Genomic DNA, 13664 nt, shown 5'->3' on the forward strand with positions numbered 1-13664 from the left:
TGCTGATCAGTGGTATTGGTGGCGGTCACTTGGCGCTCCGTGCGAAATCCGGTCGGCCGCGCAGTATACCCCAGTGGCTATGGGTTGAAACGGCATAAATATAGGATGCCAACGGAAAACAGGTCGCATTCTTACTCCCTCGCCCAGCGGTCCAGGTTCTCGGCGATACTAGCGAGACGCATCAAGGGGTCCTCAACGGCCAACAACTCTACTCGCGCCTTATCCTCTAGGGGAAGCAACTGGGCGAGCTGCCAGGAGAGGGCATCTGCAGAGTCGACACTATCGAACTTGAGTGACAACATCTCGGCACGATCCTTCAGCTCATCAAGCACCGATAGCAAGCCATCGCAGTCTGCGGGAATGGGTTTGGGCTCTTCGTTTGGCAACCATTCAACCTCCCCGAACAATAAACCGTTATCAGCGCGCTCGGTGCTGGCAATGCGGAAGCGACGCCGACCAACCACCTGTACATTTAATAATCCCCCCTCTCCCTGGCTCCAGTCGACAATGTGTACATAGACACCGAGCGGCCATACGGAGGCGTGTCCTACCTCCCCTCCGGAGCGGATCAATACAACGCCGAAGCCGCTATCACTTTTCAGTGACTCGCTGACAAGATGTAGGTAACGCTGTTCAAAGATACGCAATGGCAGGGTGACCCCCGGATACAGGGCCATACTCAGGGGAAAAAGGGGAATCTTTTGCAATGCTGTTCTCACCAGTTAGCTCATTTTGTAAAGATACCACCCACAGTACTACTCCTAGATAAATAGGAAGGGCGTTTTAGCGCCAATCCGCAGAACTGCGACAGAGTTTCCGCTTTATCCAAGTAATTGCCGGTGGCATGCTCGCCCTACACCCATTAAGCTGCTGCGGTTTATCAACCGAATGGAGACTATTGATGCCCAAAGCAACAGCCCGCCATATTCTGGTAGAGAGCGAAGGCAAGTGCCTGGAACTGAAGCAACAAATCGAGAATGGTGCAGATTTCGGCAAAATCGCCGAACAGCACTCCCAGTGCCCATCAGGCCGTTCCGGTGGGGACCTGGGCGAATTCAGCAAAGGCATGATGGTGCCCGAATTTGACAAGGTCGTATTCTCCGAGGAGCTCCACAAGGTGCACGGCCCGGTGAAAACCCAGTTCGGTTACCACCTGCTGGAAATTACCAGCCGCCAGGATTAATTGCTTGCGAATTAATCTACAAATAAAAAGCCGGGCAACAGCCCGGCTTTTTATTTGTAGAGAGGGGAATTCCCTCAGGCCTTGGCTGCGCCCTCAGGAATGTCCACTTCTCCCTTGTCCACTGAAGAGCCAGCACCCAGCGGCTTAAATATCACCAGCAACAACGGCAGCAGAGTGAGTGATCCAAGCAATGCTGCAGACATCGCCAGTGCGGTCAGTAAGCCAAAGTAAATTGAAGGCACAAACTTGGACAGCGCAAGAATTGAGAAGCCGGCAATAATCGTAATTGCCGTATAGAACATCGCGCGGCCAATAGTCGCATGGCTGCGATGCATGGTCTCCAGGTAATTGCCGTCTTTGGCGAATTCCGCACGGAATCGGTACAGGTAGTGAATCGCATGATCCACACCGATACCCACAGTAATCGCGGCGATGGTGATAGTCATCATATCCAGTGGAATACCGGCGAGACCCATACCACCTAATACCACACAAGCAGCGAGCATATTAGGCACCAGCGCAATAATAGCGATCGACAGGGAGCGGAATAACACCAGGAACATCAGCAGGATGCCCACAAATACCGCACCCAGCGTCAGGATCTGGGACTTAAACAGGCTCTGCAGCATATTGTTATACAGCACCAGCAAGCCGGTCTGGTGGATATTTTCCGGCGCTATGCCCATTTCATTGTGGGCGTAGTTGTAGATACGCTCGATCAATTCGCTACGGCGCAAATTCGGATCGGTTTCCATCACCCGCAAAGTGATACGCGCCTGGTTGTTCTCAACAGAGAGATAGGGATTAACCAGCACGCTACTGATTTCAGGCGGCAGGCTGGTGTTGGCTACTGCCAACTCAAAGTCATTGAGCTGACCGCCTTTTAAATCGCGAGCCACCTTAAACAGGGTCGCCAGGGACTGGACCTTGCCAATTTCCGGCTGCTGCTCCAGGTAATCGTGTAACTGTTCCAATTTGGTGAGGCCTGCCACAGTAAACCAGTAACTCTGCTCCCGGGACTCCTCTTCTCCACCGAAAGGATCATCAGAGGCGAAGGGATCTTCTTCAACCGCGAACGGGTCCTCCTCCGCCTCCATGGCAAAAGGATCCTCCTCACCTTCGAAGGCCGGTTCCGCTTCCTCCGGCTTGTCGAGGATAATATCCAGGGTCACTGTGCCACCCAGGCGGCGGTCAATCACCAACATGCCCTGGTAGATTTCAGTGGAGTCATCAAAGTAATCGATAAAGCGGTTTTCCACTTTCAGCTGGGAAATACCCACCACACTGACCACAGCTGCCAACAGGGAAACGCCCAGTACGATGAATTTATGGCGCTCAGCAAAGCTGGAGAAACGCAGGGTAAACGCGTGCGAATTATCCTGGCTCATCTTGCCCTGGCGCTTGGGCAGGATCATCAGGAAGCTGGGGATAATCAGGAATGACAACACCAGGGCCAGAGTTACACCCATGGTCATCATCCAGCCGAAATCAATCACCGGACGGATACCGCTCACCACCAACGACACAAAAGCAACGATCGTGGTCAGGGCAGTGTACAGACAGGGCTTGGCCATAAAGCGCACCGTCTGCAGCACCAATTCCTCGCGCCCCCATTGCGGATTCTGCGCAATATATTCGCGATAGCGCACTGCCAGGTGGATGGTGATCGCCAGGGTAATAATCAGCAGTAGCGCAACAAAATTGGCGGAGATCACCGTCATGCGCCAGTCGAGCCAGCTGAGCAGTCCCAAAATCATCACTGCTGTAGTGACACAGGTAAGTAGCGGCAACAGTACCCAGCGCGGCTGGCGGAAAATCAGTAATAAGGTAAGGATAATAAAGGCGAGGATACCCACACCAAAAACCACCAGATCACTCTTAATAAAGGTAATCATGTCTGAGGTGATCATGGTTACACCACCGAGGAACAGTTCCGCCTCGCCTTTATAACTGGCGAGAATCCCACGCACCTCATCAACCCGTGCCCGCGCTTCCAGCTCCTGGGCCGTTCGGTGTTCCAGATAAACTGCGCTTACCTCTTCCAGACGCTTAGCCTCTTCCGGGCTCAAACCCTCGCTATTGCGCTTGCGGCGCAGGGCGTCGCGCTCGCGCACCAATTCGATACCACGGCTATCCAGTTTCAGGTTGGCAAGCAGCGCGGTCGTCTGGCCATCTGGACTTAGAATAAGCTCGCGGTAAATAGGACTGGAGAGGAACTCCTGCCGAGCCAGGTCCCTGTCAGTATCCGGATTGGACAGGGTGCGAATCTCGTCAGTGATATCGGTTAAAGACAGCTTGGGGCTGTACAACAAGGGCACATCGAGAATGGTTTGTACACTGGAAACGCCATCTACCCCGGCCAGCTCATCGCGCAGCTTGGCGAGAGTCTGCAGAGACTCGTCGCTGAACAGATCACCATCGTTGTAGCGGTACGTCACTACCAGGAAGTCGCCACTGGCGTAGCGCTCGGCAATCTCACGGAAATAGTCCAGGGATTTGTCCGCTTCCAGAGTTAGGGAGTCAGCGGAGGCATCGATCTTAAAGCGGGGCAGGCCCATAGCTGCCACAAGGGTGAGTAAGCCAACAACCATTAACACAGCCACAGGCCGTTTGGTCACCAGGTATTCGTAGCAGGTCTTGAAAGCTGACAGCATAAATTTCCGCTTATATCCAATAAATCAGTGGGCCGCGATGCGGCGCATATTTTGATCGCCCTGGCGGTGAATACGCAAATATAAAATTTGCAATATCACGGCGCTATTGGAAATATTTTCAGGGAGTATCGATATGTCCCAGATCGCGCTCGGGAAACAGCAAGTCCCGAACGCGCCGTTTGAGTTCTTTTGCTCCGGGAAAGCCGCCATCACGCTTGCGCTCCCAGATCAAATTTTCACCAATACGGATTTCAAATACTCCTCCAGTTCCGGGTTGTAATGCAACCTGTTGGAGGTCATCGGCAAAGGTATACAGTAGTTCCTGGGCCATCCAGGTGGCTCGCAGCATCCAGTTGCACTGCACACAGTAATGAATCGTGATGCTCGGTTTCACGGTTCTAGCCTCCCTCCAGTCTACTCACCCCAATGCGGAAGCAGCTTTTGTTCTACCCCCAGCTGGTCTAGTAGTCGTGCCACCACAAAGTCGACAATATCCTCAACTGTGCTCGGCTTTTGATAAAAACCGGGGCTGGCGGGCAGAATCATCGCGCCCATACGAGTGAGTTTGAGCATATTTTCGAGATGAATCTCCGAGTAAGGTGCTTCGCGTGGAACCAATATCAGCTGGCGGCGCTCCTTCAGGGCTACATCAGCAGCTCGCTCAATCAGATTGTTGGAGGCTCCGCAGGCCACTGCTGACAGAGTGCCGCCGCTGGCTGGACAAACCACCATACTTGCCGGCGCTCCTGTGCCTGAGGCCACAGGAGAGAACCAGTCCCGTTTACCGAACAGGGTCAGCTGCCCCTCCTTTGCCGCAAAGCGATCGGCAAGAAAGCCCTGCAGGATATCATCATCACCCTCGGGCAGCTGCAGGTCTGTTTCCGTATTGATTACCACCTGAGCCGCATCAGACAATAACAACCAGACACGCACGTTAGCGGCGAGCAGGCACTGTAACAAGCGCAGGCCGTACTGGGCTCCAGAGGCCCCGGTCATGGCCAGGGTAACGGTTTTATCAAAAGTAGGTTGCTGCAAGGTCAATCCCTCGGGTTTCTTGATGGGAAACCCAGGGGTTGCCCACCGGTATTCTTTTCTAGACTGGGCGATGGTATTTCTGTTCCAGAGCGCCGATCAGGCGCTGGTGGATACCACCAAAACCTCCGTTGCTCATCACTACAATATGGCTGCCCTCACCCGCAAGCTGGAGCGCAGATTCCACTCCCCCCTCAATGGTGTCAAAAACTTTGGCTGGAACCGGGGAGTGGTGGGTGACTTCATCCAGAGACCAGTTCATTCCCTGTGGCTGATACCACAACACCATATCCGCACCGCTACAGGAGTTTGCCAGCTGGCCCTGGTGCACGCCCATTCGCATAGTATTGGAGCGCGGCTCAATCAGGGCGATGATCTTATCTTCCCCCACCTTGGCCCTGAGCCCATTTAAGGTGGATTCAATTGCTGTGGGGTGGTGGGCAAAATCATCGTAAACACGGATGCCTGCCACTTCACCCAAGCACTCCATACGGCGCTTCACCCCCTCAAAACGCCCCAATGCGACGGCACTCAATTCCGGTACAACACCCACGTGTCGAGCTGCAGCCATGGCGGCGAGGCCATTGCGCACATTGTGCATACCAGTGAGTTCCCACTCCACTCGCGCCACCTCAGCCCCTTCAAGCTGCACAGAGAAGCTGCTGCCATCCGCCGCAATATCGTGAGCCAACCAGTCTCCCGTGCGAATGCCCGGCGGGCCTTCAACACCGAAACGCTGTACCTCAGTCCAACAGCCCTGCTCGAGAACCTGTTCAACATTTTCCTCAGCTGCAGCAACAATCAGACCATTGGCCGGTACGGTACGTACCAGGTGGTGAAACTGCCGTTGTATCGCCGCCAGATCATCAAAGATATCCGCGTGATCAAATTCCAGATTATTGATGATCACTGTGCGTGGGCGGTAATGCACAAACTTGGAGCGCTTGTCGAAGAAGGCAGTATCGTATTCATCCGCTTCCACAATAAAGAACGGAGACTCCCCCATACGTGCCGACACACCGAAATTGCCAGGCACACCGCCGATCAGGAATCCAGGCTGCATATCTGCCGCTTCCAGAATCCAGGCCAGCATACTGGCAGTGGTGGTTTTGCCATGGGTACCGGATACTGCCAGCACCCAGCGTCCACCGAGGAAGTGGTCACATAACCACTGGGCGCCAGAGGTATAAGGCAAACCTTTTTCCAACACCGTCTCTACTGCGGGATTACCCCGGGACATGGCATTACCAATAATGACCAGATCCGGGGCTGGCTCCAATTGTGCCGGGTCATAACCCTCGGTGATCTGGATACCCGCCTGCTGCAACTGGGTGCTCATTGGTGGATAGACGTTCGCATCGCTGCCGGTGACCCGGTGTCCTTCGGCCACGGCCAACTGGGCCAGACTGCCCATAAATGTGCCGCAAATACCTAATATGTGGATATGCATGGCGGAAATGTGTACTCCTGCTGGTTGCGGCGCAAGCTTAACACGGCAAATCAAGCCAGTAATTGCCAAATCCCGCACTTGCAATGCAATTTACTCGCTATTCCATTAGACTCCGCCCCCGCACTGGTCGGCCTCATCCCCTGTACGGTGGTAGGAATTTTCCAACAATGGCCGACACCCGATACGAGCTCCCGGAATTCCCTACTAGTACCGCTAATTGAATAGTGAGTACTGGGAAGAATTACCGGATCGGGACACTTCCCTAGATTTCTACGAATACAGGATAACCATGTCGAAGAAGAACGCCTTTTACGCACAGTCCGGTGGTGTGACTGCCGTGATCAACGCATCCGCCTGCGGCGTAATAGAAGCTGCCCGTGAAAACCAGGACAAGATTGGCAAAGTCTACGCGGGGCTGAACGGCATCCTCGGCGCACTGCGCGAGGAACTGATCGACGTGAGCCAGGAAAGTGTGGAAGACATCGCCGCGTTGCGCCACACCCCATCCGGCGCCTTCGGCTCCTGTCGTTACAAGCTGAAAAGCCTGGAAGAAAACCGCGCGGAATACGAGCGCCTGATCGAAGTGTTCAAAGCCCACGATATCGGCTACTTCTTCTATAACGGCGGCGGAGATTCTGCGGATACCTGCCTGAAAGTATCCCAACTATCTGAAACCATGGGCTACCCAATCCAGGCCGTACACATTCCCAAAACTGTGGATAACGACCTGCCGCTGACCGACAATTGTCCCGGCTTTGGCTCAGTGGCCAAATATGTAGCGGTATCCACCAAGGAAGCCGCAATGGATGTCGCCTCCATGTGCGCCACCTCCACCAAAGTCTTTATTCTGGAGGTGATGGGCCGCCACGCAGGCTGGATTGCCGCAGCGGGTGCCCTGGCCCAGGAAGAAGAAGGCGATGCACCGCATATTATCCTGTTCCCGGAAGTGGCCTTCGATAAAGAAAAGTTTCTCGCCAAAGTACAGAAGACCGTGGATGAAAAAGGCTACTGCGTTATTGTCGCCTCAGAAGGCGCCCAGTACGCAGATGGCACCTTCCTCGCCGATGCCGGCACCACCGATGCTTTTGGCCACAAGCAATTGGGCGGTGTAGCCCCGACTCTTGCCAATATGATCAAGAGCGAACTGGGCCTGAAATATCACTGGGCACTGGCCGACTACCTGCAGCGCGCTGCCCGCCATATCGCCTCCGCCACCGATGTGGAACAGGCCTACGCCGTTGGTCGCGCCGCTGTAGAAATGGCGGTAGCCGGCAAGAACGCGATTATGCCGGCAATTATCCGTGCAGAAGGTGAAGAGTACAGCTGGTCTATCGCGGAAGCGCCGCTGTCTGAAGTGGCCAACGTGGAAAAATTCATGCCTGAAGAATATATCAGCGAAGACGGCTTCGGTATCACTGAAGCGGGACGCAAGTACCTGCTGCCGCTGATCCAGGGTGAGGATTACCCCCCCTACAAAAACGGCATCCCCCAGTACACAAAACTGAAAAAGCAGCTGGTGGAAAAGAAGCTGGACACTGAGTTTAAAGCGTAATCTAAAAACTCTTTAGCCCTGGTTCAAAAAAGCCCCCGAATAAAACCGGGGGTTTTTTATTGGCGCAGCTGGAAAAATTACTTTTGTAATCCTGTATCTGACCAAACTGCAAATTCATTACCGCAGGGCTCGGCAAAGTGAAAGCGCCGACCTCCAGGAAAGGAAAAAATAGGTTTTATTACTTTGGCACCGCAGCTCTCGACTTTTTGTAAGGTATCCTCTAGGTCAGAACTATATAACACTACCAGCGCTGCACCGTTGACTGTTGAACTGTGCAGATTCGCCTGAAAAAAACCACCATCCAACCCTGCACCGGAAAAAGCAGAATACTCGGGGCCGTAATCCGTAAATTCCCAGCCAAAAGCTTCAGAAAAGAAAGCCTTGGTCTTTTCCAGATCCTTCGATGGGAACTCTACATAATTAATCTTTTCGTGATTATCCATATAACCTTCTCCCGGTATTCTAATTAAATGACATCCTAATCCGTGATGGGCTTATCTGGCGTGTCCACAACTCGGAAACTGCCATTGGCCACCGCCAGGGGTTGGTCATTATGCATAATAACTGCGCGATCCATCATCAGATCAAAATCCAACATGGCGTAAAGAACAACTCCACTTCGTCCCTGGTAGATATCCGGACGATAAACCAGTGCTGCCATGCGTACTCCCATTGGTGCATACGAATAACTGGCTTTGCCGACCAGTTTGCCCCCCGCAGTAACATAACAACTGGACTCGGTTTCATAACTGACAATATGAGTGGATAAATCGGGAAAATCTCCCCCTTCGGAGTAATGGGTGCCAGTCCACTCCAGACTTAATCCCACAAGACTTTCAAATGTACGTGACATAGAAGGGACTCCCCCCTGCAATCCAATTGGTATGAACAGACTCAAGTATGGCCGTTCTTTCGGGGCGCAGAAATCCAGGAGCTTAAAAATTTATTAAGAGTGATTAATTTTTTGAGGGGAGCGAAATAAAAAGGACCGCACCACCAGGGTGCGGCCATTCGCTTCTAGGGAAAAGCTATCAACTTCAAGAATCCTGGAGAAGCGACGACAGGGAGCTGATAACCCCATCGCCAGGACAACCAGAATATTTATTATTAATCAAAAATTGATATATATCAGCGTGGCCAGGAAATTTTGACTTCACGAGAGGCGCTATCTTCAGCACCATCGCCATCACTCACTGTGAGGGTAATTTCGTAATTTCCAGTTTGAGAGTAACGGTGTAACGCCCAGCGTCCACTACGTTGTACGCCATCACCAAAATTCCACTGATATTGAAGTTTGTTATCGCCATTATATTGACTGCGATCTTCTACCCATACCCAGCGAAAAAAGCGATGTAATTTAAAATTCGCTTGCAGAGAGGCAACGTCATCTTTCACTTCAATAATTTTCTCAATAGTGGATATCGCACCACGATCATCTTTTACCTGCAAACGTACCAAGTAACTACCTGGGATATCGAAACTGTGGCTGGGGTTTTGCTCTGTGCTTCTCGCACCATCACCAAAGTCCCAAGACCAGCTCACCAGGTTCCCATCTTCATCGCTACTGTTGTCGATAAAGTGGAATATAAGACCCTCAGACGCCCAGCTAAATTCAGCCGTGGGGACCAGGTTGTCTGCACCCAGGTCCAGCTCAACGATTAAAGGGTCGTGATCCGATGCTCGGTAAGGCCCCGCGGAGTACAGATTTTCCTGCTGCTCTACGCTTTTATATTCGGTGTTGTAATCCAGCGCACGCGGCTCATCGGCATTGATATGCCAATCCACTGTGGCAGTTACCAGTGGAGCCAGGGAAGCGCTGGCAAGAGCATGATCCAGGTAACCGGACTGGCCGTCATACACATAGGAATAAGCTTCGCCTGCTCCGTACCATTCCAGCAGATCGGTATAACCTGCATCCTTAAGCACGGTAATGGGGTTTTCCATGGCGTAGCTGTTGAGATCACCCAATACCAGCACGCGATCGATGCCAGTTCCTGCAGGGTCGCTATCGATCCAGCCAGCCAAGGCATCCGCAGCCAGAGTGCGTAGGGAGTTCCAGCAGCCCTGTCCATCCCCCTGATCGCTGTTTAGGCTGCCATCACTGGGGCAACTGCCCTTGGATTTAAAGTGGTTCACAACCACGACGAGACGCTCACCGGAGGAAATCTCAGCAAATGCCTGTAACAGCGGTTGGCGATTACCATCGTCGAAGGGATAATCCTGCAGCGTGGCAGCACTGCCGATCGGCATAACACGGTCGCTGCGGTAGATCATACCTACGGCAATTTCATCGTCGCCGAGCTGTGGGAGATCCGGATTTACAAACTGGTAGCTCTGTCCTGAGCCTGCGCTGTTCAATCCATTGACCAAGTCCTGGACTGCACTGTCACTACCGTAGCCATCATTCTCAATTTCCATCAGGCCAATGACATCGGCATCCATACGCAGGATTGCAGAAATAATTTTATCTCTCTGGCGCTCGAACTCTTCCGGGGTGTCAGCACCACGAGCTGTGGGGAAGCCGCCTCCGCTGCCATCGCCATTGAAGTAATTCAGCACATTAAAACTGGCAATACGCAAACTGCCTTCATCAGACAGGACAGGAGCTTCCTCACGCAGGTTTATGGGAGAGAACTGCGGTATCTCAACCGGGTGTACTCGATAGGCACCAAACCCATAAGCCATCACGCCGGTAAGTTCTTCCAGAGTATCGCCACTGCGCAGCGTGTTGTATGCGCTCAAACCCGGTGCCGGATAAGGCATTTCTTCAGGGTTTTGTACGGTGGAGCCATCATCCAGAATAATTTGATTGAGCTCGTTGGCCGCTGCCTGGGCAATAGCCGCTGAGCCGGGAGCATTATTGTGGGTAGGGATGTAAAGTCTGCCGCTGGAAAGAATAATTTCACCATAACGGCCCAGGTTGTAGTGACCATTGACTGTCAGGCTTTGCGGGAATTTTACCAGCATACCCTCGAGCTGCTCCTGCTCTTGGGCTGAGTTAAATGGCATCTGCACATTGGCAGCCGTTACCTCGTAACCGCTACCACAAACGCTAACGCCGTCCACCTGATTCAGCTCGGTAAAATCGTAAAACTCATCAACAATACCGCCAACCCGCACCAGATCTCCAACCTGAACATCCACCCCGAAAGCATTATCGTGGATAAACAGACCTTCAGAGGTCGAGTCCTGGCCATCCTGATCACTGTCCTCTTCCTGCAGGAAGAAGCCGGCAAGGCCGGTATTGGAATCTTGGAAATTGCCAACCACTACGGCTTCAATTTCGTGGCGTTCACCTTCCAGCGAACTTGCGAACCCCTCACCCTGTATCTGGCTGATGAGTGTCGCTGCATCACCACAAGCACCTAACTCGATTCCACCGTTGCCATCGCCACCGCCTGTATCACCCTCAATATGCCAACCCAGGTGGTCGAAGTTGTTCTGGCCAACACTGGACCACTCCTGGGCGGGATTGAACGCACTATTGCCATCGGTACGACCACTGACCACACCCAGGTTACGTATCAGAGTCTGATTCTGGGTACCGACACTGCTATTGCCCCACTGGCTACCGGGATCAGTACCAATTTGACCAATTACATCGACGAAACCGATAGGGCCAGCAAGTGCTACCGCATCGTCACCATTGAACAGGCCACCGCTATAAATCTGGTCGGCCACATCCAGCATGGCTGCATCAGAGCTGCCGTGGGCGAGAACAAACACTTCATCATCACCCAGGGTTCCAGAGAGTGTGATATTTACAGAGGCAGAATCGGAACCATTGAAAAAAAGCTGTATCGAGTAATTACCCAGATCTACAGCCGCTCCGGTACCGTTATAGATTTCCAGTGCCTTATTATTGCCGCTGCCCTCGATATATTCCGAGATTATGAGGTCGTTGGCCTGGACCTCTTCAGCCATCAGTGGAAGACCCAGGGCTGCCAGAGCAGCCAAGCCAAATTCTTTCATCGCCATTTTTCCCAATTGCCGGATTCGCATTTAGCGGCGCAAAGAGTGGCGGGGAATTCCTAAATTTCGATGAAACAAATGTTAAGGTTAAGTTTCAGTGACTCGACTTCGCGACTCATCCTCAATTTGCACTCAACTTGAGTAGCAAGCTCTCTCCCTTTAACAAAAAGACAAGCTGATAGTTGCATTTGTCACCAGACAATATATAGTCACTTATATAATCACTTATATAAATATTAAATTATGGAATACAGCCAATTGGGAACTCGCCTCAGACATTTGCTTGAGCTACTGGATGGCGATGTCAGTAAGAGCTATAGCGCCTGCGGTATAGAAAATTACAAACCGCGGTATACCCCAGTAATGCGCACTCTAATGCAAAAAGGCGACGTTACCATCGGCGAGATAGTAGCCAGCGCTCAACTGTCCCAACCTGCCGTCAGCCAAACCGTTAAGGATATGGTGAAACAGGAGCTGGTAGAAATAGTGAAAGGAGTAGACGCGAGAGAGCGCAAAGTTCGACTGACCCACAAAGGCGCATTACTTCTACCGCGCTTGAAAGCTCACTGGCAAGCCACTGTATCTGCAGAAAAGTCCTTAAATGCAGAGCTACCTCTGCCATTGTCAGATTTGCTGGATACTGCCATCAACGCCCTGGAAAGAAGCCGTTTTCAAGATCGTATACAGAGGCAATTACCCGAGGAGATCAAGAAACAATGAAGCCAGTCATAGCGCTTTTCCTGCCCTTGCTATTCTCTGCCCATTCAGGCCAAGCTGAAGAAAAATGCCAGTTCAATACCAATTCAGTCATCAAAGCGGTATCTGCCGCTGTCGGAGATAAATACGTACTGGCAGATAAAGCTGATATCCTGTCGAAACAAATAGCTGAATTAGCAGACTCCGCCGAATTAGAGCAGTATTGCAACAATACCCAGATATTCTCCAAAAAAATCACTGATAAAATCCGCGAGTTATCCGGCGACAAGCACTTCTACTTGGAACATGTTGGAGACCAGGATGAGTCAAATAACTGGATAGAACAATGGCGAATAGAAGCCCCAAAAAATAATTATGGAGTGAAGAAAATCGAGATACTATCTGGCAATATCGCCTATATATCCCTTTCCTCTTTCCATACTTTTGAAAATGCCAAGTCCACCCTAGGGGCAGCTTTTACACTGATCCAACATAGTGATGGCCTAATTTTGGACCTGCGTAACAATGGCGGAGGCGATGAAAATACTGCAGGCGCTATTCTGGAATCCCTTATCGATACCACTAAGCCGCTCCCCTTTGTAATAGAAAGCAGGGAAAAGAAAATAAAACCAAGTCGTATCACCACTCTACCCTGGCCAGCCTATGGTACGGAGAGACCACTGGTGATCTTGATTAATGACCGCTCCTTCTCCGCCGCTGAAAGTGTTGCATTCTCGTTGCAGCAATTAGGTAGAGCCAAAATTATCGGCACTGCCAGCGCCGGTGGGGCGCACATGATGGATACACCCCAATCCCTACCCTTCGGATTTGAGATCGGCATTCCCAGTAGCCGCCCGGTTTCTACATTGACTGAAGGCCCGGTTAATTGGGAAAAATATGGCGTAAAACCAGACATTGAAGCCAGCGACCTGAAGAGCCTGAAAGTCGCCTTAAGTATTGTTAAAAAGCAATTAAATTCCCAATAAACTTATAAATCAGTACAGTGAAGCTTAACAAATAAAAGTTACCGTCTTTTGTAGAGCACCGCATTTGAAGAACTGATGGCCTCCATGCGACAAAATAAACTTGCTCAACTACAGATGGTCCGCTAACCCCTGACCATAG

At 51.7% G+C, this 13664-nt stretch carries 12 protein-coding genes; 4 read left to right on the forward strand and 8 right to left on the reverse strand.

Annotation, left to right across the window (positions count from 1 at the left end; genetic code table 11):
• Positions 1–131 precede the first annotated feature (131 nt).
• A complete protein-coding gene (locus tag ACJJI7_RS02350) occupies positions 132–719 on the reverse strand; it encodes an LON peptidase substrate-binding domain-containing protein (RefSeq protein ID WP_245556667.1) in 588 nt (195 codons plus the stop codon).
• 182 nt (positions 720–901) lie between these two features.
• Here ACJJI7_RS02350 and ACJJI7_RS02355 point away from each other — a divergent pair, with 182 nt between their 5' ends.
• Positions 902–1183, forward strand: a complete 282-nt coding sequence (locus tag ACJJI7_RS02355) for a peptidylprolyl isomerase (protein ID WP_020412453.1) — start codon at positions 902–904, stop codon at positions 1181–1183.
• A gap of 74 nt (positions 1184–1257) precedes the next feature.
• Here ACJJI7_RS02355 and ACJJI7_RS02360 read toward each other — a convergent pair whose 3' ends face one another.
• The 4 genes from ACJJI7_RS02360 to mpl form a co-directional block, all read right to left on the reverse strand.
• On the reverse strand, positions 1258–3837 hold the full coding sequence (locus ACJJI7_RS02360; RefSeq protein WP_444901039.1) for an efflux RND transporter permease subunit: 2580 nt from the start codon (positions 3835–3837) through the stop codon (positions 1258–1260).
• A 118-nt stretch (positions 3838–3955) separates the two neighbouring features.
• On the reverse strand, positions 3956–4231 hold the full coding sequence (locus ACJJI7_RS02365; RefSeq protein ID WP_026304984.1) for an Rdx family protein: 276 nt from the start codon (positions 4229–4231) through the stop codon (positions 3956–3958).
• A gap of 20 nt (positions 4232–4251) precedes the next feature.
• The gene (locus ACJJI7_RS02370) at positions 4252–4833 is read right to left on the reverse strand and encodes a flavin prenyltransferase UbiX (protein ID WP_051089485.1); all 582 of its coding nucleotides are present in this window, start codon (positions 4831–4833) and stop codon (positions 4252–4254) included.
• 97 nt (positions 4834–4930) lie between these two features.
• On the reverse strand, positions 4931–6319 hold the full coding sequence (gene mpl, locus ACJJI7_RS02375) for a UDP-N-acetylmuramate:L-alanyl-gamma-D-glutamyl-meso-diaminopimelate ligase (RefSeq protein WP_026304983.1): 1389 nt from the start codon (positions 6317–6319) through the stop codon (positions 4931–4933).
• A 289-nt stretch (positions 6320–6608) separates the two neighbouring features.
• Here mpl and ACJJI7_RS02380 point away from each other — a divergent pair, with 289 nt between their 5' ends.
• Positions 6609–7871, forward strand: coding sequence for a 6-phosphofructokinase (locus tag ACJJI7_RS02380; protein WP_020412448.1), 1263 nt, complete (start codon positions 6609–6611; stop codon positions 7869–7871).
• A gap of 77 nt (positions 7872–7948) precedes the next feature.
• Here ACJJI7_RS02380 and ACJJI7_RS02385 read toward each other — a convergent pair whose 3' ends face one another.
• The 3 genes from ACJJI7_RS02385 to ACJJI7_RS02395 form a co-directional block, all read right to left on the reverse strand.
• A complete protein-coding gene (locus tag ACJJI7_RS02385; protein WP_020412447.1) occupies positions 7949–8314 on the reverse strand; it encodes a VOC family protein in 366 nt (121 codons plus the stop codon).
• A 35-nt stretch (positions 8315–8349) separates the two neighbouring features.
• On the reverse strand, positions 8350–8724 hold the full coding sequence (locus ACJJI7_RS02390; RefSeq protein WP_020412446.1) for a hypothetical protein: 375 nt from the start codon (positions 8722–8724) through the stop codon (positions 8350–8352).
• Between the two features lie 275 nt (positions 8725–8999).
• Positions 9000–11843: an ExeM/NucH family extracellular endonuclease gene (locus ACJJI7_RS02395; protein WP_444901038.1), complete on the reverse strand. Its 2844-nt coding sequence runs from the start codon at positions 11841–11843 to the stop codon at positions 9000–9002.
• A 258-nt stretch (positions 11844–12101) separates the two neighbouring features.
• On the opposite strand from ACJJI7_RS02395, the gene ACJJI7_RS02400 reads away from it, so the two are divergent.
• Together ACJJI7_RS02400 and ACJJI7_RS02405 are read left to right on the forward strand one after the other, a co-directional pair.
• Entirely contained in the window at positions 12102–12563 is a 462-nt protein-coding gene (locus ACJJI7_RS02400; protein WP_444901037.1) for a MarR family winged helix-turn-helix transcriptional regulator, read from the forward strand.
• Positions 12560–13525: a S41 family peptidase gene (locus tag ACJJI7_RS02405; RefSeq protein WP_444901036.1), complete on the forward strand. Its 966-nt coding sequence runs from the start codon at positions 12560–12562 to the stop codon at positions 13523–13525. Before ACJJI7_RS02400 ends, ACJJI7_RS02405 begins: the two co-directional genes overlap by 4 nt.
• Positions 13526–13664: the final 139 nt, after the last annotated feature.

It is taken from the genome of Microbulbifer variabilis (assembly GCF_056232115.1).

Coding starts and splice junctions, on each gene's coding strand:
- ACJJI7_RS02370 (WP_051089485.1), bottom strand. CDS start 4,833: ATGACCGGGGCCTCTGGAGCCCAGTACGGCCTGCGCTTGTTACAGTGC.
- ACJJI7_RS02355 (WP_020412453.1), top strand. CDS start 902: ATGCCCAAAGCAACAGCCCGCCATATTCTGGTAGAGAGCGAAGGCAAG.
- ACJJI7_RS02405 (WP_444901036.1), top strand. CDS start 12,560: ATGAAGCCAGTCATAGCGCTTTTCCTGCCCTTGCTATTCTCTGCCCAT.
- ACJJI7_RS02395 (WP_444901038.1), bottom strand. CDS start 11,843: ATGAAAGAATTTGGCTTGGCTGCTCTGGCAGCCCTGGGTCTTCCACTG.
- ACJJI7_RS02360 (WP_444901039.1), bottom strand. CDS start 3,837: ATGCTGTCAGCTTTCAAGACCTGCTACGAATACCTGGTGACCAAACGG.
- ACJJI7_RS02390 (WP_020412446.1), bottom strand. CDS start 8,724: ATGTCACGTACATTTGAAAGTCTTGTGGGATTAAGTCTGGAGTGGACT.
- ACJJI7_RS02385 (WP_020412447.1), bottom strand. CDS start 8,314: ATGGATAATCACGAAAAGATTAATTATGTAGAGTTCCCATCGAAGGAT.
- mpl (WP_026304983.1), bottom strand. CDS start 6,319: ATGCATATCCACATATTAGGTATTTGCGGCACATTTATGGGCAGTCTG.
- ACJJI7_RS02380 (WP_020412448.1), top strand. CDS start 6,609: ATGTCGAAGAAGAACGCCTTTTACGCACAGTCCGGTGGTGTGACTGCC.